Below are 18,408 nucleotides of genomic sequence, written 5' to 3' on the forward strand. Positions count from 1 at the left end.
ACCTACGAATTGTCGAGTACTTCCCCGGCGGTCAATCGTTCGAAAAGCCGAGGTTAGGGGGAGGTATTCATCGGATTGCGCCACCAAAGGTCCGGCACACATACATTCAGAGCTTCCCGGCGATCCGATCCGCGTGATACGACGAACGCACGAGCGGCCCCGACACCACTTCCATGAACCCCCTCTTCAAACCTTCGTCGCGTAGCATGTCGAACGTCGCGGGCGGCACGTATCGCCGCACCGCCATGTGAAACCGCGACGGCGCGAGATACTGGCCGATCGTCAGCACGTCGACGTCATGGGCACGCAGATCGCGCATCGTCGCGAGCAGTTCGCTGTCGGTCTCGCCGAGCCCGGCCATCAGGCCGGATTTGGTCAACACCGCCGCGTTCTGGCATTTCGCGCGCGATAGCAGTTCGAGCGAGCCGAGGTAGTCCGCGCCTGCCCGCGCCGCCCGGTACAGCGACGGCACCGTCTCGAGGTTGTGATTAAAAACGTCTGGCCACGCCACGGACAGAGCATCGAGCGCGAGGTCGATTCGCCCGCGAAAATCCGGCGTCAGGATTTCCACGCGAATGCCCGGCACGCGCTCGCGCACGAGCGCAATACAACGCGCGAAGTGCGCGGCGCCGCCGTCGCGCAGATCGTCGCGGTCCACCGATGTAATCACGACGTAGCGCAGCCCGAGCGCCGCGACGGCGTCGGCAAGCCGCGCGGGCTCGTCGTCGTCGAGCGCTTGCGGCCGTCCGTGCGCGACGTCGCAGAACGCACAGCGCCGCGTGCAGATCCCTCCCATGATCATGAATGTCGCCGTGCGCTGCGCGAAACACTCGCCGATGTTCGGACACATCGCCTCCTCGCAGACCGAATGCAAGCTGTGCTCGCGCAGCACCGCCGCCATGCCCGCGACGGTTTCGCTCATCATCGGCCGCGCGTGCAGCCAGGGCGGCTTCGGCAATACGGTCGAATGGTCCGCCGGCACGATCTTCACCGGAATGCGGGCGAGCTTGTCGCGGTTGCGCTTGCCATGCTGGCCAAGCGCCGTGAGGCTGTCGGTATGAGGAGCGGCGTCCATCGCGGTTATCCGAAGAACTCGTTGAGCAGGCGGTTCACCTCCGATGCAGCCTCCATCTGCACCATGTGTCCTTTGCCGTCGATCACGTGCACACGCACCTGAGCGGGCAGCCCCTGCGCGTGCGCGGCCGGAATGATCTGGTCCTGCGCGCCCCAGATCACCAGCGTGCGCGGCGCGAGCGTGTCGAGCCGCTCGCGATAGACGCGGCTTTGCACGCCACCTTCGAACGCGGACGCGGCAATCTTGCGCAGCGCGTCGTTCACGCCTTCGAGCCGCTTGTACTTGACGATGTCTTCGATCAGTTGCCGCGTGACCAGCGACCCGTCGGCAAAAAGCTTCGCCAGATGCGGCTTCAGCGCGTTGCGGCTGCTGCCCTCGACGAATCCTTCGATGTACTCGCGATTGATCTCGTCGCCGAGCCCCGCGCCCGCGATCAATGCCAGCGAGGCGACGCGTTCGGGCGCCTTCGCGGCGACCGTCATCGACACGGCGCCACCCATCGAATGGCCGACGAGATGCGCGCGCTCGATGCCCCGGTCGTCGAGAAACGCGATTACGCTGTCGGCCAGTTCGTCGAGGCTGCCCGTGTCGACCGCCTTGCCCGACTCGCCATGCCCCGGCAGATCGAGCGCCCACACGGCGCGGTGCGCGGCGAGATCCGCATGATTGAAGAGCCAGTTGTTCAGATCACCGCCGAAACCGTGGATCAGCACCGCGGGCGTGCCGCCGTCGCCGATCTTCAGGTAACGCACGGTGCGCCCGCCGATCTGCGCCTTTTGCGGCTGCGGTCCCGCCTCCGCCGTGTCCGCGGTGGCCGGCACGAAGTCGCGCTGGAACGCCTCGACCGCCGCATCGATATCGGCCTCGGAGCTCGCTTCGTCGGCGACGACGCCGAGCAGCGCGCCGATCGGCAGCGTGTCGCCCTGCTGCGCGATCTGCCTGCGCAGCGTGCCGTCGAAAGCGCACTCGACGCCCGACGAAATCTTGTCGGTCTCGACATCGAGTATCTCGTCGCCCTTCGCGACTTTTTCGCCGACCTCCTTCAGCCAGCCGTTGACCTGGCCCTGCTCCATCGACAGCCCCCACTTGGGCATCGTGATCATGTGAATCGGCATTGCTCAGCTCCTTACTTTCCGCACGGCCACGGCGATGTTCTCGGCCGACGGGATATACAGATCTTCGAGCACGCCTGCGAAAGGCGCGGGCGTATGCGGCGCGGTCACGAGTTCGATCGGCGCCTTCAGCGAATGGAACGCGCGCTGCGCGACCAGCGCGGCGATATCGGTCGCGATCGAGCAGCGCGGATTCGCCTCGTCGACCACGACGACGCGCCCGGTGCGCTCGGCGCTTTCCAGGATCGTTTCCTCGTCGAGCGGGGAGGTCGTGCGCAAATCGATCACCTCGACCTGGATGCCCTCTTTCGCGAGCTTTTCGGCGGCATCCGTCGCGTGGTGAACCATCCGGCCATAGGTCACGATGGTCGCGTCGTCGCCTTCGCGCACCACGTTCGCTTCGCCGAACGGAATCGCATACGACTCTTCCGGCACGTCGCCCTCGCGGCCATACAGCAGCTTGTGCTCGCAGAAGATGACCGGGTCGTTGTCGCGAATCGCCTGGATCAACAGGCCCTTCGCGTCGTACGGCGTCGACGGGCACACCACTTTCAGGCCGGGGATATGGGTGAACATCGACGTCAGCATCTGCGAGTGCTGCGCGGCCGCGCGCAGGCCAGCGCCCTGCATCGTGCGGATCACGACTGGCGTCAGCGCCTTGCCGCCGAACATATAGCGAAACTTCGCGGCCTGATTGAAGATCTGGTCGAAGCACACGCCCATGAAATCGATGAACATCAGCTCGGCGACGGGCCGCATGCCGCATGCGGCCGCGCCGACCGCGGCGCCGATGAAGCCGCCTTCGGACAGCGGCGTGTCGAGCACGCGCCCCGGAAACTTGTGAAAGAGTCCTTTCGTCACGCCGAGCACACCGCCCCACGCATCCTGTTCGCCCGGGGACCCAGCGCCACCCGCGTTGTCCTCGCCCATCACGATGACGGTTTCGTCGCGCGCCATCTCCTGGCTCAGCGCTTCGTTGATCGCCTGAGAAAACGTGATCTTCCTTGCCATGACTGTCTCCTGTCGATCGGAGTTAGCGCTTTAGCTGTCGAACAGAGTTGGCGCTTTAGCGCTTACTCTGGTCCCATGCAACGCACTTATTCCGATCCCATGTAAAGCTGAAGATTGAATGGTTTCGCGCCGCGGGTTACGGATAGGACACGTAGACGTCGGTCAGCAGGTCGGCGGCCGTCGGCAGAGGCGCGGCCTTCGCTTCGGTCACCGCTCCGTCGATCAGCTGCTTCACCTTGGCATCGACGCCGCGCAGTTCGTCCGCGCTGAGCATTTCGGCGCGCACCACGCGCTCCTCGAAACGCTTCAGGCAGTCCTTTTCGTCGCGCAGCTTTTGCACTTCGCCGGGCGCGCGATACGTTTGCGCATCGCCCTCGAAGTGACCGAAATAGCGCGACAGCTTCACTTCGACGAGCGTCGGGCCACCGCCGCCGCGCGCCCGCTCGATCGCGGCGCCGAGCGCCTCGTGCACCGCGAAGAAATCGAAGCCGTCGACGATCACGCCGGGCATGCCAAAGCCGCTCGCGCGGTCGGCGATGTTGTCGGCCGCGACCGACCACGTCGACGAGGTCGCCTCCGCATAGCCGTTGTTCTCCGCGACGAAGATCGCCGGCAGACGCCAGACGGAAGCGAGATTCATCGATTCGAAGATCACGCCCTGGTTCGACGCACCGTCGCCGAAGAAGCACACGCCGACGCCGCCGGTCTTCCTGAGCTTCGCGGCGAGTGCGGCGCCGCACACGAGCGGACCACCCGCGCCGACGATCCCGTTGGCGCCGAGCATCCCTTTCGACAGATCGGCGATATGCATCGAGCCGCCCTTGCCGCGGCACACGCCGGTGCTACGGCCGTAGATTTCGGCCATCATGCCGGGCACGTCGACGCCCTTCGCGATGCAGTGGCCATGACCACGGTGCGTGGTGGCGACATAGTCCGCGTCGTTCAGATGCATCATCGTGCCGACCGCCGACGCTTCCTCGCCGGCATACAGATGCACGAAGCCGGGTATCTCGCCGGTGGCGAATTCGACGTGCAGGCGCTCCTCGAACTCGCGGATCGTGCGCATCATCCGGTACGCTTCCAGCAGCTTTTCCTTGCTCAACTGCGTCGATACAGACATGGTGTGTCTCCAGGGAATGATCTCGATGGTCACTGCTACTTCAGCCAGCTGTGCTTCAGGCGTTCGCTTCCTCCTGAGTTGATTACCTCCGACGCGCCGCCGCTTCACGCATCAACTGCCGCGACGCGCAATAGCGCAGCGTGCGGCCGACATCGACGGTGAGCGGTCCCGCCCAGTCGAGCGCGATCTCGTAGCGGTCGTCGCGTTCGAGCTCGATCTCGCGCTCGCCGTCGAAGGCGAGCGTCCCTTGTTCGGTATGCAGCGGCGTCCAGCAGCCCGCTTCGAAGCGCTCGCAGGTGCGCATCGTCACCCGATCGACACGGCCCGGCGCGAGCGGCGCGAAGATCGGCACGCCGGATTCGCCCGCGCGCGCGAACGTCAGATGCAGCCCGTACGGCGCGCCGCGCTCGACCGGCGCCCACGCGCCGCCGATCGACGACAGGCCGATACCATCCGGCGCCGCGAAGGTCAGAAACAGCGCTTCGATATCAGCCGGCTCGCAGACGGCTCGCGCACCGACGAAACGCTGCCGGCTCACGCACACATCGACCAGCGCGATTTCCTCGCGCCCCTTGTTCGGGCCCGCGACGCAACGGACCACGAGACGCTTGTTGCGCGTCAGCGCGACCTCGGGCGGCACGAGCCCCGAAGCGGCGAGCGCGCCCGCGAGGCCCGCCACCGTCGCTTCACGCAGTTCCGGAAACGCGTTGTTGGTACCCGTCGAAAGCGTCAGCAGCGGCACCTCGCCGCAATGCGCGGCAACCGCGCGATGCGTGCCGTCGCCGCCGAGCACCGCGATCAGATCGACACCCAACCCGACCATCCGCGCGACACCCGCATGGGTGTCGGCCGCGCTGTCCGTGATCGGCAGTTCGAGAAATTCGACGGTCGGCCAAGGCTGCGGCTCGGCCACGGCCGCGTGCGTTTCAAGCGCACGCAGTACCAGTGCAGCGACACCGGTCCGGTCGCGCAAGGTCAGCACGCGAGCGACGCCGAGCATGCCGAGGCCCGCGAGCAGGCGCACGACCATGTTCGCCTTCTCGGCGGTCGGAAACACCGAAGCGTGCGTGGTGAGGCGTCGAATATCACGGCCCGATGCCGGGTTCGCGATCACGCCGACGGTGATGGGTGATGACACGGGCTTGTCTCCTGTGCGCGAGTAGCGAAGCGGACTTGCCGTGATGAAGCGCGCTTGCTTTCGCGTTTGCTTGTCTGCCAGCGATACTGCAAAGGTCGGGCCAGTTGCTTGTGCGTCGTGCGCACGCGCCGAAAGCGCCGTATTCACGGGGTGGACGCGGAGGTCGAACGTTCGCGGCTGCTTTCATCAGACCTGCGCCGCGCAGTTCACTGTGTCTCACGGGCCCGTCCCGCGACGTGGTGCGAGACTCACAGCACGTCGCGACGCTTGCGCGGTCCCGCGCCAGACAAGGGTTTGCTCGATGCGACCAGCGTCTCGCTCATCGCTGAGACGTTCGTCTCACGCCCCTGACGTGCTGCGCCGCAATGTGATCGCTCAGTGTGGATGTGCTACAAGACAGGGACGCGCCCTACTCGGTGTCGCTCGCCTGGAGCCGGCCATGCCCTATGTTTCTCAAACGCAGCACGTCGATCGCGTACGCGGGGCCATCGAAGGACGCTTGCCGGCTCCTGCCAATTCGTCGCGCCTCGTGTCGTCGTGGCAGCGTTCGTACGAGCAGTACCGGCTCGACCCCAGTTCGGTGATCGGCCCGCGCGTGCTGACGTCCGCTTTTCCAGACTGAAACCCAAATGGTCAAAACGTAGCGGTGTGGTTTTTCGATTCTGTTACATTTTCTGTAACAGAATCCACCGCGGCTTCGAAAATTACATTTGTTACAACTGATCTCGGGGCTCGGCCGGTTCGGCGCGGTGGGCGTACGCCCCAAATATGGTGACCTGCTTTTTGACAGCCACTTCGCAAGTTGCCGGATGTTCGTTGAAAGCATCTGCTGACGGTTTGTTCGACGCCTGCGCCAGTTCGCGGGTTCGCAAGCGCGTGACTGCACATGTAGGCAGCGCGTTCAATGAACTGGAAGAAAACCGGGCCCTCTGACAGACGAACCCTAGATCGGAAATGGATAGGACCACGGCGCGCCGGGCCGAAGCCGGTGGCGCCACCAGCGGCCGCACGAACGGATCTGTCGGACCGCTATTGCCATGTCGTGTAGCGCCTGTGTGGCGCCCGTAACGGAACACACCGCGGCTGTCTCGCCCGTTGATTCCCGTGATAACGCCGCATCGCGTGGCTGCCGCGGTCGCAACTGGAGCCTGCCCGTCCCCCGGCGCGGCTCTCATCATGGGGCGGGAACCTGTTCCCACAACGACCCCGGATAGATTTGCGCAAGCCCAATTTACGTCAACACCACCTCGCTTGCAAAAGTCAGGCTGACCATAGATTTCTTTGGGGGCGCCGGTACGCACGGACGACGCGGTTATCCCGTTCTTCTCCGGACTGATCAGGCGGGCGCCGGACCCACTGCCGCCCCTCGCGACGCGAGAGGTCAGACGCCGGGCATCAGAGTCCGGCAGTCACCCGGTACTCCCGCTCAATGACAAAAATTCGGCCATTGCGGTCGTTGGGCCGATCGCCGGCCAAGGGCCGCTATGGGTTGCGCTGCAGTCGTTGGACCACCGGTCACTTCGAATGACAGCTTTTCGCCTGCGCGAGGACAGCACACGACGGCGGATTCAACCGGTCGATGCAATAGTTTGCTGGAACCGTTCGGCAGGCGTTTCGTAGCCCAGTGTCTTTCTCGGACGCTCGTTCAATCGTCTTGCCACGGCATTGAGTTTAGCCTGCGAATACGCTGACAGGTCGGTGCCTTTCGGGAAGTACTGCCTTAACAGCCCGTTTGTATTTTCGTTCGATCCACGTTGCCATGGATGCTGGGGGTCGCAGAAGTAGACCTGGATATCAGTGGCGACGGTGAAGCGTTTGTGCCCGGCCATCTCTGTTCCCCGATCCCATGTCAGCGATCTATAGAGTTCCTGGGGCAACTTGCTGGCATGTTTGATGAGTGCATTGATGACCGTTTCGCTATCCTTGCAGGGGATCCTGACCAGCATGACATAGCGTGTCTGACGCTCGACAAGCGTTGCTATCTGGCTGCTTCCGCTGCCGCACAGCAGATCACCTTCCCAATGCCCGGGTACCGCGCGGTCTTTAACACTCGCGGGGCGTTCGCTGATTGATACGGTGTCCCGAATCCTGCCGTGATCGTCCGTCTTCTGTGTGTGGTGGCGCGACCGGCGCATGGCACGGGTACGCCGTAAATGCACCAGCAACTCCTTCTTCAGGGCACCACGGGCCTGGATGAAGAGACTGCGATAGATCGTCTCGTGAGACACGTGGTGGTCCTCGTCATCTGGATACGCCCGCCTGAGCCATCCGGCAATCTGCTGCGGTGACCACTGTAACTGGAGCTTGCCTGCAACCATCTGCGCCAGCATCCGGTGCTCAACCAGTTTACAGGCTTTGGGACGCTGTGCCCGATCCCATGCAAGCTGATCGGCGTAGGTCGCCCGATAACCGTCTGGTCCGCTGTTACGTTTGATCTCACGACAGATGGTGGAAGGCGCTCGCGAAAGTCGTTTTGCAATTGACTGGATCGAATCGTCAGCCACAAGCCCTCGCGAGATCTCTTCGCGCTCCTCCAGCGTCAACGCCAATCCCGAGCGGTGCCTTTGTGGCGGCTGGATCCCGCCTGTCTCAGCCAGAATCCCCTGAACCGACGAGTGGTTACGATCAAAGAGCTGGGCGATCTTCTGCAGAGATTCGCCGTTGCGCCAACGTTCCCACATCAGCGCTTTCTGCGTCTCACTGTAATAAATCCGGCGTCTCTGCTTCATTTGCAACACTCCTGCTGCTTGCGCAGTCTTCAGTGTGTTGCATCGACCGGTTGAATCCGCCACCGGAGCGGCCACTCAATCCACCCTTGCCGCAACGGCAGCTACCAACGTGCAACGGCCATTCCTTTTTTGCGTGGCGTCTGCAGGCCCTCGGGCAGGGCGGTCGTTTTGCGGTTACGGCAAGACGGCGAAATCCGCTCTCGGGTACGGCCAGTTGGCTTGCCCTCGGCCACAAGCGGCTTCTCGAGCGCCATTTGCGAACCTCCACGCCTTACGCGGCGCCACGTGAGCGAGCTACGTGTGGGCCAACCATCTTAGTACTTCTATGAGGTCGCCAATGATCCTCTGCTCCGGCTGAACGCCCGCCGATAGGTCGTCAAAAGATATCCCGGATTTTCCATCAGTAAAGCCGATGCGTCGAGAATAGATGCGTGCGACCATGCCAGAGATTTTTGACGTGCTTTTCGGGATGCGAACATTCTCAGGCTTTCCAAGTGGCCCGTACACTATCCACGCATGTTTGTCGGCACTTTCCTTTACGCGTCCGCCAGCTAACTTCACTTTTTCTAGGAAGTTCTTGACGCGTACGTCGCCGGAGGCCCTTACAGTCCTGACACAACGCTTCGCGAGCCATTCTTCAATACCAGCAACCAAATTGTCCGAAGTCAACTGATTGTCGCTACCGGGGAGATTTCCTTTGGCGGCATTTGTAACTAGATCGAACAAGTCCTGATCCGTTGCAATGATTCGCATGTTATTCAGATCGAGAAAGCGAATCATTGAAACAAGTGCCGTGCGCTTGTTCCCGTTGTGAAACGCGTGATTCTTTACCAGCGAGTGGAACAACGCGGCGGCCTTCGCCACCACTGTGCGATATTTCTCGGTTGAGCCCAGTGCCGTTTTCGGTCGATTAGCGGCAGACTCGACCAAGCTTCCCTCATTGCGCGCCCCGGCAGGGGAGATTGGATCGCCGTCGTTTTCGAACACGACGACGAGGACATCATGGATGTAAAGAATGTCTTCGGCTGATAGGTACTGGACCAAAACGACTCCGGTAAGGCGCGCGAGGCGGATAGTGTGAAGCAGACTTTCGAGCAGACGCCAGTCAGTGGTTCAGAGAACCGTAAATGATTGTCGAACCCTGCCGACGACTGGGTGTGGAGCTAAAGTCGGAAGTAATGGGATGGACGCCCCCACCCGAAGCGGCATCAATGTGCCAAAGTGGATGTGTCGAAGCAACCACCTGACCGAGGGGGAGCGCCCATCATGAAGATTACGACAGTTGGCATCGATCTGGCGAAGAACGTTTTTGCCGTCCATGGTGTAAATGAGCATGGTCGAACGGTGCTGAAGAAAGTGCTCAAGCGAAATCGCGTTGCGGAGTTCTTCGCCAACCTCCCGGCCTGCGTGATCGGGATGGAAGCGTGCGCCAGCGCGCACTATTGGGCTCGCACGCTGCAGGCCATGGGCCATACGGTCCGACTGATTGCACCGCAGTTTGTCAAACCGTACGTCAAGACGAACAAGAATGACGCGGCGGATGCCGAGGCAATCTGCGAGGCAGTCGCGCGGCCGAACGTGCGTTTCGTGCCGGTCAAGAGCATCGAGCAGCAATCGGTGCTGTCGTTGCATCGCGTGCGCCAGGGTTTTGTGCGCGCCCGCACCGCGCAGGCCAACCAGATCCGCGGCCTGCTCGCCGAATTCGGGATCGTTGTTCCCAAAGGAATCGGGCATCTCGGGCGTCAGGTACCCGAACTGATCGAAGATGCAGAGAACGAACTCACTGGCTCGTTTCGATTGCTCATCCAGCGCCTCATGGACCATCTGAAGGAGCTTGACAGGCAGGTCCGGGAGTTCGAGGCGCAGATTCAGGCCTGGCACCGCAGTGACGAAACGAGTCGACGGCTCGCGCGCGTCCCCGGCATCGGGCCACTTACCGCGAGCGCGCTCGTCGCATCTGTCGGCGACGCAAAGAGCTTCAGGAGCGGCCGGCAACTTGCAGCGTGGCTCGGTCTGGTACCCCGGCAGAACTCCAGCGGTGGCAAGAACGTGCTGCTGGGAATCAGCAAGCGCGGTGATACCTACCTGCGAACATTGCTGATCCACGGCGCGCGCTCCCTTCTGCAGGTTGCCAAATGCAAGGAATGCAAGAGCGGCTGGCTGACTAGCCTGCTGCAGCGGCGAAACGCGAACGTCGCCGCCGTCGCGCTCGCGAACAAGAACGCGCGGATCGTCTGGGCGCTATTGGTCCACGGCCGCGAGTTTCACCCTGATTACCATGCGCCTGCAGCGACTGCGTAACTGTCAGCCGCATGCTTGCCGCGTAACTACCAGCAGGAGACTACAGCCGATTGCTCAGGCGATCATGACGTGATGGCGAGACAGGTTAGACCGTGGCCGGGAAACTCTGGGTACACCAGTGTGCGCAAGAGCACGCGAAAGTGATGAGAGTCCGGCCAGCGCATTCCATCAGGGACCGCCGGCCTCGCGCCGGACAGCGAAGTCCGGATGCATGGCCGCAATCATTACCTGCCCTCCGTTACAAACGAGAGCTTGGCAAGCCGGGGGCGTCCATGCATGGTGTACGGGGGAGTTGCGGCGAGAGGTTGAAGGCGGTGGAGGTTTCAGCTGAGAATCTGATTGTCGAAGTCGGAAACGAGCAAACAAACAAACCATCCACCATGAGCAAGTCTACGGAAAAAGCAGTCTTCGGTCTATCGGGCGCCGGCCTGGGGTTGGACGAATTGATCCGCCACGGAGCACGGCAGGTGATTCAACAAGCGATTGAGGCGGAGTTGGCAGAGCTGATGGAGCGGTTCGCAAACGTCAAGATTTTGCACGGGCAACGCGCCGTGGTGCGCAACGGCTACTTGCCGGAACGCGAGGTGTTGACGGCCGCCGGGCCGGTTCCGGTGAAGGTGCCGAAGGTGCGCGATCGATCAGGATCAGGCGTGAAGTTCAATTCGGCGATTGTGCCACCGTATGTGAGGAAATCGCCCCGTGTAAGCGCGGCACTGCCGTGGCTGTATCTGAAGGGCATCTCAACGGGCGACATGGGCGAAGCGCTGAGCGTGCTGCTGGGCGATGACGCCAAGGGCTTATCGGCGAACGTGGTGAGCCGGCTGAAGGCGCAATGGGCTGACGAGCACGTAGCCTGGAGCCGGCGTGATATGTCCGAGTCGCACTACGTCTATTGGTGGGTCGACGGCATTCATACAGGGCTGCGCAGCGAGAACTCGGCCGGTCAATGTCTGCTGGTGGTCATCGGCGTGAGGCCGGACGGGAGTAAAGAGCGCGTGGCGATCGGTGATGGATATCGCGAGACGAAAGCATCGTGGCTGGAGTTGCTGCTCGACCTGAAAAAGCGTGGCCTGCAGGGGGGTCCGCGGCTGGCGATTGGCGATGGCGCGATGGGCTTCTGGGCTGCGCTGGAAGAGGTGTTTCCGGCGACGCGTGGTCAGCGCTGTTGGTTTCACAAAATGGGCAACGTACTCAACGCGCTGCCCAAGTCGCAACAGGCGCGCGCGAAGGCCGACATGCAATCGATCTGGATGGCCGCAACACGCGCCGAAGCCCACGCCGCGTTCGATCGTTTCGTGTCGATCTATGCAGCGAAATATCCGAAGGCGACCGAAACGTTGAAGAAGGACCGAGAGAGCTTGCTGGCGTTCTACGAGTTCCCTGCCGAACATTGGCAGCACCTGCGCACGACCAACGCGATCGAATCGACGTTCGCGACGGTGCGCCACCGTACGACACGTACGCGTAACTGCGTGTCGCGACCAACTTTCCTGGGTCTGGCATTCAAGCTGATCGAGGAAGCCGAGAAAACCTGGCGCCGTATCAACGGCCCGGAAAAGATCAAGCTGTTGCTTGAGGGTATTGCCTTCAAGGACGGCGAACCGGTGCAAGACGATCGACCGGTTCAGCAGAAATTCGCCGCTTGAAATCGACAGTCACGATGCTGCTCATACACCACTATTGACGTTAGCTCCTGGGTGTGAAGCAGTGCCCCTAGAGAGAACAATTTGCTGAGAAGCGTAAACGGCCGCTTCGTCGCAAAAACTCTATCGGATTCACAATCGGGGCGCTCAGCACGGCTCGGCGACGCAACGCCCTCGATGCGGTGTAATTGCGCTCCCTCTCTCGATAGTATGGCGGTTTAGAGACCACTGATCATGTGTTTGATTGTTAGGTTTTCGAGCTTGGATCCGAGCGCCGAAAAGTTATCCTGATTTTCTCTCAGGTGGAGCGCATCGTTGTAGACGACACCTAGTAGGAAATACACTTCGGGAACATCGATCCCTTTAGATTGCATAAATTCTAGTTTCGGTGTGGTCTTGTGGGTTGAAAGAAATTGAATCTGGTCCCCAGCGTTGAGCATGTCATAGGCTCGCTCCTCAATCCGTCGGCGAACGTCACAGCAAACGGCAAGCGGATCGTAAGTTTTTCCCTCGAGGTACTGTTCCAAGTGCTTCTTGCAGTGCTCGGCAAACCGCGAGGATTTCGCTAGCGCCGCAGGCAGTCCCAGCGCTTGAAACTCTGCAGAAAGATCTTTGTCCTCGGGGTGAAAATGCAGAAAATACTTAGAAACTGGTTCTTCGATGGATTTTTCGACTCGTTTGATAATTATCTTCTCGACCCCTCTGTCTGTCGCCGAGCTTTTGTTCAAATAGCATACTTTCTGATCACTAAATGTAAAATTTCTGAAAACACCCGGATTCAAATGGGTCATTATTAGCGGGAAGATTTGGCGACCCTCTGCTTTCATACCGCGAATCATCTCGGTCATATAATACTGACAAGCCACAAGATTTGCGTCGTCCAAATAATCAAATATTTCATCTATTACCAGTATACATTTATTTTTTTTGAATTTAAGTTTTGCTTTCTTAAGCTGAGCCACGAAACATATAATGTCGCGCTCGCCATTGGAAATTTGATTTGCCTTTGGGAATTCAACGATAAGCCCCTCCTTTGTTTCCTTGGGGCCGATATTTTTCCAGGTCCCCTTCAGGGAGGAGAACATCTGAATATATGCCGACTTCTCGACATTGTAACTAGCATATTCAACGGCCTTCTTAAAAGCCGTCTTATCCTTAGCATGAACGTCGGAAATTTGTAGAGCCGAGAGAAAGTATTCAACGTCTGTGGTGAATGTGGTTTTGGAACCTTTGATTGCGTCAAAAATCCCCCGTATGTATGGCACGCTCAGAACAGCCTGACGGTCTGCCTGGGAGACACTTGCCAAAAGGGCTTCTACGGTACCCGTGCCAGCGTTTATTTTTTCTTTGAAAGTCGCGAGCGCCTTGGCAAATCCCACTTGGCCTTGCTTTGAGAAATCGGCCTCTGCTCCAATCTTGGCCATTAAGGCGTCGTCCGTCAACAATGCAGAGATGTTTGGAAGAATTTTTCCGTTTTTTCCATAATCGTTCTTCGCAGTGGAGTACGAATATGCGAATTTAGCTACCGGAGGGATAGTTTTGATAAGGACGACTGGCAGAACCTCGATGGCAGAGGTAGCCACCATGGCGCCACTTATTTTTAATTTTTTAACTTTTGAGATTAACTGGCTATTAATCACATGAATATCAAACACTGCCGCCATTTCATTCTTCTTGGAGTTCGCCTCTTTTTCATTTTTTGAGCCATCCATCATTGTGTAGCTTAACTTCAGACTAGGCGCAAGGTTTTCGTTTCCCTTGTGACTGTTGTCTTTGTGCAATTCAAGCCGTTTTGAATTCAGTGATGCGAAGGCGGCCGTCATTGAACTTTTCCCGAAACCGTTTGGGGCAACTATAAGTGTGGGTTTGTTCGGGAAGAGTTCGACCTTAAAATTGGCCTGCGCAATGCCCCTGACGTTGGTGATTTCAATATTGTCGATTCGCTTGATCATAGAAACCTCTTGTGCTTATGATTGCATGAGGCTGCGGTGTATTTTTAGTCACACGATAATACCGTATCCGCTCGCTATCATACGGCATGATCATCGTTGCGCAATCCGAAAAATAGATAAGAGAAAACCTAATGTCAATAACAGGGGCGGTTGGCGCCAGGTCGAGTCGCACAGTTCGACATTCCACACACGATGGTCGAACAATTTTTCGATCTTGCCCGACAGCGATCTCCAGCAACCGCCGTCGAGCTCGCGGACAGAACGGGTGCGCGAAGGTTCGTTTGTTGGGCGGAGCCGACGGCCGAACGTCACCGTGGAAGCACCAGTCACCGTCCGAAATTGGCCGGGTCCTGCCTGCTGGCGAACGCTGGCTCCTGGTCCCCGCCGTCCGGTCGGCGAATGCGCCAAACCGACCCTGAACTGTCCTTCGGGTCAGCGTGACCGCAGCGTCTGCTGCTGAAAGTCCAACGGACATGCGCGCATGCCCGTCGACTGTCGCTGTTAGTTGGTAGCCCATCTGCTCGGTTGCCTTATAGGTGGCGTGCGCATCGGGTTAAATTCCTCACATTACCATCAGCCTCTAAGGTGGAGCATTGTTGGCCGCCGAACATTCAATCAGCCTGCTATCAACTAACTTTCAGCACAAGCCTTCACTACCCAGAATAAAGGTACGCGAAATTTCCATAGCAACCGCAAACTTCGGGTTCTCAAAATAAAATGAAAAAGCTCGCCTTCTTGGTTCTTAATATGCTTGCAGCCTGTCAGTCTCCGGTGCCACGCGTCGCCTGAACGGAAATCGCACCTATTCCTAGCCGAGAATAGCCAGAAAATCGCATTCAATCGCGCGGCGAATCTATGTCCAAGAGGTTATTCGCTGGTCGGTAACCCGGAACGCATGCGTGACGGCCGGTACGCCATGAACGTTGAATGCAAGTAACCGTCCCGCTAGCGCGTAAAGAGACAGTAGTGACGCAGCGTGACGTGTGGTCCGGTGTGGCGTGGAGCTGCACATTTGACAGGAGATTGATGTGAGCGATACGGACGAAATGAAGCTGCTGCGGGAGGTGAACCAGCGCACGACGCGCATGGAGAGCCGCATGGTGCAGCTGGGCGACTACGTGGGCGCGAACCTGCGCACGCGGATGCGGGTCGAGGTGTGCAGGCCGAGGGATGGCGAGCGGGCGTACATCGAGATCGATGCGCTCGACGTGTCGATCTCGCGCATCGTGACGGTGATGCAGGAAATGGGCGTCACTGATGACATGGACGTGTACCTGCGCGGCAAGCGCGTGGCCACGATCTATCCATGACGCTGGTTGCCGATCATTCACCGAGCGAGTCCGCTGTCTCATCGAATGCGCCGCGTAGGCGTTAGCTATAGCCGACAAGCAACACTTCAACATTGCGAATTGAATGGCCGGTTCGTGGGGGCGGATTCAACCGGTCGATGCAACACACTGAAGACTGCGCAAGCAGCAGGAGTGTTGCATCGACCGGTTGAATCCGCCGCTCCAAAGCGGCCGTTCTGCCCCTTGCAAGTGAGCCGCGCTACAAAAGCGAGTATCTTTGCATTGGCGGGGGTATTCCTCCTCCGCGACGGAGGTTCCCATGGCCGACGAGCCGAACCCAGCACCGGACCGTAGCTATCATATTGGCGATGTCGGCGCGGGCGCCCGCGTTGCACAGGGCGAGAACATCTCTTGGGTCGAAGGGCTCGCCGGCTTGCCAGAAGGCGATACGCTCACCAAGCAATTCGCCGCACTGTTGGGGCAGATCGACAAAGACACGTCATTCGATGAGGACACCCGCGCGCTTGCGAAGGACAAGACGGCGGCAGTTGCCGAAGGCCTTGCCAAGGCTCAGGAATCACCTGGCGTGCTCCGTCGCGCGCTGATGGACGCCAGGTCTTGGTTCGGTAGCACTGCGTCCTGGGTGGGCAACGCGATCGGCGACATCCTCAAAAGCGAGGCGGCTCAAAAGACCATCGGCACGGTGTCCGAGGCGGCCACCAAGGCGGCCATTGACTCGTTTGTGAAATAGCGCCATGCCCTCCGAGCTGCCGCTATTCCGGGTCGGCGATGTTGGCAACAATTCTGTCGTGTTGCAGGGAGAGCATCTTTCTGTCGGCTTCAGCGCTGCACAGGTCTCGCAACTCATCGAAGCTGAGCGCGATGGACTTGTCCAGCAATATGCACCGCAGCTCAAAGAATTAGCCGAGCAACTTGGCATGACCCGCGAAGCGGTGCGGGTGACGCTCCACATCGCTGGCCACGACGACGTCCCGCCGGAGCGCTGGACAGACACGTTGATCGCCATCGCTACGCAATACGGCGCCATGCGCCAGGCGCTGACAGGCAATGAGGACGGCGAGACCGCAGAACTGAGACAGCGCGCGGTTGCTGCTTTAGATGCAGGTGACTTCGACAATGCGACAAGCCTACTGACCGACATCCGCGCAAAAAAGAGCGTGATCTCTGAGCAACGACGTCGCAGGGCGCAAGAGGCACACGAGGAGTGGGTCGCCGGGCTGCAGTCAGAGGCCGAGACTTGCGCCTTACTCGGCCGGGCTGCCTTGGGGCAACGCAACGTCGCGGACGCCTATGCGCGGTTCCTTGAAGGCTTGCGCGTGCTTGCGCCCATTGATGATCCCGCGCCGCGCTTCTCATACGCGTTGAACGTTGCAGCAACACTGTTCGACTACGGAGATCGTTCCGGAAACAACGATGCACTAGCCGCTGCGATCGCGGGCAGCCGCCGGGCACTCGCCGACGCACCGCGGGAGCGCTTCCCGCTGGAATGGGCGAAGATCCAGAACAACCTCGGAACTGCGCTCGCGAAGCTAGGCGAGCGGGAGGGAGGCACGGACCACCTACAGGAAGGGGTGGTGGCCTACCTCGAGGCGCTGACTGAATGCACGCGCGAACGAGACTCGCTGGGCTGGGCGACGATCCAGAATAACCTCGGAAATGCGCTCTTTCGACTGGGGGCGCGGGAGAGCGGCAAGGGCCGCCTGGAGGATGCAGTGGCGGCCTACCACGAGGCGCTGACTGTACGCACGCGCGAACGCGTCCCGCTGGACTGGGCGACGACCCAGAACAATCTCGGAAATGCGCTCTTGAGCCTCAGCGAGCGCGAGAGCGACACGGGTCGCCTGGAGGAAGCGGTGACGGCCTTCCATGAGGCGCTGACTGAATACACGAGCGAGCGAGACCCGCTGTTCTGGGCGACGGCCCAGCACAATCTCGGAAATGCTCTCTTAAGGCTGAGCGAGCGGGAGAGCGGCACGGGCCGCCTGGAGGATGCGCTGGCGGCCTACCATGAGGCGATTACTGGACGCACCCGCGAGCGAGCCCCGCTATTCTGGGCGACGATTCAGTCCAGCCTCGGGACTGCGCTCGTGAGGCTAGGCGAGCGCGAGGGAAGCACGGACCGCATGCAGCAAGGAGTGGCGGCCTACCACGAGGCGCTGACTGAATACTCGCGCGAGCGAGACCCACTGGGCTGGGCGATGATTCAGTCCAACCTGGGAAACGCGCTCGCGACGCTGGGCGAACGCGAGAATGACCCCGCCCGCGTGGAGGATGCGGTGGCGGCCTACAACGAGGCGCTAACTGAACGCACGTGCGTGCGCGTCCCGATGGACTGGGCGACGACCCAGAACAACCTCGGAAATGCGCTCTTGTGGCTGGGAGAGCGGGAGATCGACACGGGCCGCCTGGAGGATGCGCTGGCGGCCTACCACGCGGCGCTGACTGAATGCACGCACGAGCGAAACCCGCTGGGCTGGGCGACGACCCAGTTCAGTCTCGGAACTGCGCTCTGGAAGCTGGGCGAACGCGAGAATGACCCCGCCCGCCTGGAAGCAGCGGTGGGAGCCTACCACGCGGCGCTAACTGAACGCACGCGCGAGCGAGACCCGCTGGGCTTTGCGACGATCCAGTTCAGCCTGGGAAGAGCGCTCTGGAAGCTGGGCGAGAGGGAGAGTGGCACGGGCCGCCTGCAGGAAGCGCAGAAAGCGATCGACTCGTCGCGTACTGCGTACCAAAGTGCCGGCGTCGGTCAACTCGATATCTACTTCAACGAGTCATTGGGCGCGCTTGGTAGATTGATTGCAGAACGCCAGCGCTCGTCGCAGTAAGAGATTCGCCCCCTGCGGACGGAGATCCTTCGAGACCGGAATAGATACGCCAATTGGCGCGATTCGCTTGAACCATACGGATCCGGGGGCACGAGCTCTCCTTTGGAATCTAGGCCGCCGTACACAACGTGTGGAAACGGAGCTGGCTCGACCGACGAACCGTGAGTCACCCCGTCGCTTTGCCAAATG

At 60.4% G+C, this 18,408-nt stretch carries 14 protein-coding genes; 6 read left to right on the plus strand and 8 right to left on the minus strand.

What is annotated here, in order from left to right; genetic code table 11:
- Positions 1–106 precede the first annotated feature (106 nt).
- From lipA to OKW26_RS21060, 5 genes are all read right to left on the minus strand, one after another.
- Complete coding sequence (lipA, locus tag OKW26_RS21040; protein ID WP_429355028.1) at positions 107–1,075, minus strand: lipoyl synthase; 969 nt, start codon at positions 1,073–1,075, stop codon at positions 107–109.
- 5 nt (positions 1,076–1,080) lie between these two features.
- Positions 1,081–2,190, minus strand: coding sequence for an acetoin dehydrogenase dihydrolipoyllysine-residue acetyltransferase subunit (locus tag OKW26_RS21045; protein WP_429355029.1), 1,110 nt, complete (start codon positions 2,188–2,190; stop codon positions 1,081–1,083).
- A gap of 3 nt (positions 2,191–2,193) precedes the next feature.
- A complete protein-coding gene (locus tag OKW26_RS21050; RefSeq protein WP_429355030.1) occupies positions 2,194–3,198 on the minus strand; it encodes an alpha-ketoacid dehydrogenase subunit beta in 1,005 nt (334 codons plus the stop codon).
- 136 nt (positions 3,199–3,334) lie between these two features.
- Positions 3,335–4,318, minus strand: a complete 984-nt coding sequence (locus OKW26_RS21055; protein ID WP_429355031.1) for a thiamine pyrophosphate-dependent dehydrogenase E1 component subunit alpha — start codon at positions 4,316–4,318, stop codon at positions 3,335–3,337.
- A gap of 82 nt (positions 4,319–4,400) precedes the next feature.
- Positions 4,401–5,456: an ATP-NAD kinase family protein gene (locus OKW26_RS21060; protein WP_429355032.1), complete on the minus strand. Its 1,056-nt coding sequence runs from the start codon at positions 5,454–5,456 to the stop codon at positions 4,401–4,403.
- Between the two features lie 439 nt (positions 5,457–5,895).
- On the opposite strand from OKW26_RS21060, the gene OKW26_RS21065 reads away from it, so the two are divergent.
- Positions 5,896–6,078, plus strand: a complete 183-nt coding sequence (locus OKW26_RS21065; RefSeq protein WP_429355278.1) for a hypothetical protein — start codon at positions 5,896–5,898, stop codon at positions 6,076–6,078.
- A gap of 946 nt (positions 6,079–7,024) precedes the next feature.
- On the opposite strand, the gene OKW26_RS21070 is transcribed toward OKW26_RS21065, so the two are convergent.
- Both OKW26_RS21070 and OKW26_RS21075 read right to left on the minus strand, forming a co-directional pair.
- Positions 7,025–8,185 (minus strand): IS30 family transposase, encoded by a 1,161-nt coding sequence (locus OKW26_RS21070; protein ID WP_429353579.1) that lies wholly within the window; start codon positions 8,183–8,185, stop codon positions 7,025–7,027.
- A gap of 294 nt (positions 8,186–8,479) precedes the next feature.
- Entirely contained in the window at positions 8,480–9,229 is a 750-nt protein-coding gene (locus tag OKW26_RS21075) for a type II toxin-antitoxin system death-on-curing family toxin (RefSeq protein ID WP_429355033.1), read from the minus strand.
- 222 nt (positions 9,230–9,451) lie between these two features.
- On the opposite strand from OKW26_RS21075, the gene OKW26_RS21080 reads away from it, so the two are divergent.
- Positions 9,452–10,486, plus strand: coding sequence for an IS110 family transposase (locus OKW26_RS21080; protein ID WP_429355266.1), 1,035 nt, complete (start codon positions 9,452–9,454; stop codon positions 10,484–10,486).
- Between the two features lie 380 nt (positions 10,487–10,866).
- Positions 10,867–12,132, plus strand: a complete 1,266-nt coding sequence (locus OKW26_RS21085) for an IS256 family transposase (protein ID WP_429355267.1) — start codon at positions 10,867–10,869, stop codon at positions 12,130–12,132.
- Between the two features lie 215 nt (positions 12,133–12,347).
- On the opposite strand, the gene OKW26_RS21090 is transcribed toward OKW26_RS21085, so the two are convergent.
- Positions 12,348–14,081: a hypothetical protein gene (locus OKW26_RS21090; RefSeq protein ID WP_429355034.1), complete on the minus strand. Its 1,734-nt coding sequence runs from the start codon at positions 14,079–14,081 to the stop codon at positions 12,348–12,350.
- 1,028 nt (positions 14,082–15,109) lie between these two features.
- On the opposite strand from OKW26_RS21090, the gene OKW26_RS21095 reads away from it, so the two are divergent.
- The 3 genes from OKW26_RS21095 to OKW26_RS21105 all read left to right on the plus strand — a co-directional run bounded on the left by OKW26_RS21095 (position 15,110) and on the right by OKW26_RS21105 (position 18,219).
- Positions 15,110–15,391: a hypothetical protein gene (locus tag OKW26_RS21095; RefSeq protein ID WP_429355035.1), complete on the plus strand. Its 282-nt coding sequence runs from the start codon at positions 15,110–15,112 to the stop codon at positions 15,389–15,391.
- 298 nt (positions 15,392–15,689) lie between these two features.
- Positions 15,690–16,121: a hypothetical protein gene (locus OKW26_RS21100; RefSeq protein WP_429355036.1), complete on the plus strand. Its 432-nt coding sequence runs from the start codon at positions 15,690–15,692 to the stop codon at positions 16,119–16,121.
- A gap of 4 nt (positions 16,122–16,125) precedes the next feature.
- Positions 16,126–18,219: a tetratricopeptide repeat protein gene (locus OKW26_RS21105; protein ID WP_429355037.1), complete on the plus strand. Its 2,094-nt coding sequence runs from the start codon at positions 16,126–16,128 to the stop codon at positions 18,217–18,219.
- Positions 18,220–18,408: the final 189 nt, after the last annotated feature.

Source organism: Paraburkholderia sp. 32 (assembly GCF_050435345.1).
GTDB classification, from domain to species: Bacteria; Pseudomonadota; Gammaproteobacteria; order Burkholderiales; family Burkholderiaceae; genus Paraburkholderia; species Paraburkholderia tuberum.

What these genes read in the sequence shown, in the direction of transcription:
- lipA (WP_429355028.1), bottom strand. Translation starts at nt 1,075, where the DNA reads ATGGACGCCGCTCCTCATACCGACAGCCTCACGGCGCTTGGCCAGCAT.
- OKW26_RS21045 (WP_429355029.1), bottom strand. Translation starts at nt 2,190, where the DNA reads ATGCCGATTCACATGATCACGATGCCCAAGTGGGGGCTGTCGATGGAG.
- OKW26_RS21050 (WP_429355030.1), bottom strand. Translation starts at nt 3,198, where the DNA reads ATGGCAAGGAAGATCACGTTTTCTCAGGCGATCAACGAAGCGCTGAGC.
- OKW26_RS21055 (WP_429355031.1), bottom strand. Translation starts at nt 4,318, where the DNA reads ATGTCTGTATCGACGCAGTTGAGCAAGGAAAAGCTGCTGGAAGCGTAC.
- OKW26_RS21065 (WP_429355278.1), top strand. Translation starts at nt 5,896, where the DNA reads ATGCCCTATGTTTCTCAAACGCAGCACGTCGATCGCGTACGCGGGGCC.
- OKW26_RS21070 (WP_429353579.1), bottom strand. Translation starts at nt 8,185, where the DNA reads ATGAAGCAGAGACGCCGGATTTATTACAGTGAGACGCAGAAAGCGCTG.
- OKW26_RS21080 (WP_429355266.1), top strand. Translation starts at nt 9,452, where the DNA reads ATGAAGATTACGACAGTTGGCATCGATCTGGCGAAGAACGTTTTTGCC.
- OKW26_RS21085 (WP_429355267.1), top strand. Translation starts at nt 10,867, where the DNA reads ATGAGCAAGTCTACGGAAAAAGCAGTCTTCGGTCTATCGGGCGCCGGC.
- OKW26_RS21090 (WP_429355034.1), bottom strand. Translation starts at nt 14,081, where the DNA reads ATGATCAAGCGAATCGACAATATTGAAATCACCAACGTCAGGGGCATT.
- OKW26_RS21100 (WP_429355036.1), top strand. Translation starts at nt 15,690, where the DNA reads ATGGCCGACGAGCCGAACCCAGCACCGGACCGTAGCTATCATATTGGC.
- OKW26_RS21105 (WP_429355037.1), top strand. Translation starts at nt 16,126, where the DNA reads ATGCCCTCCGAGCTGCCGCTATTCCGGGTCGGCGATGTTGGCAACAAT.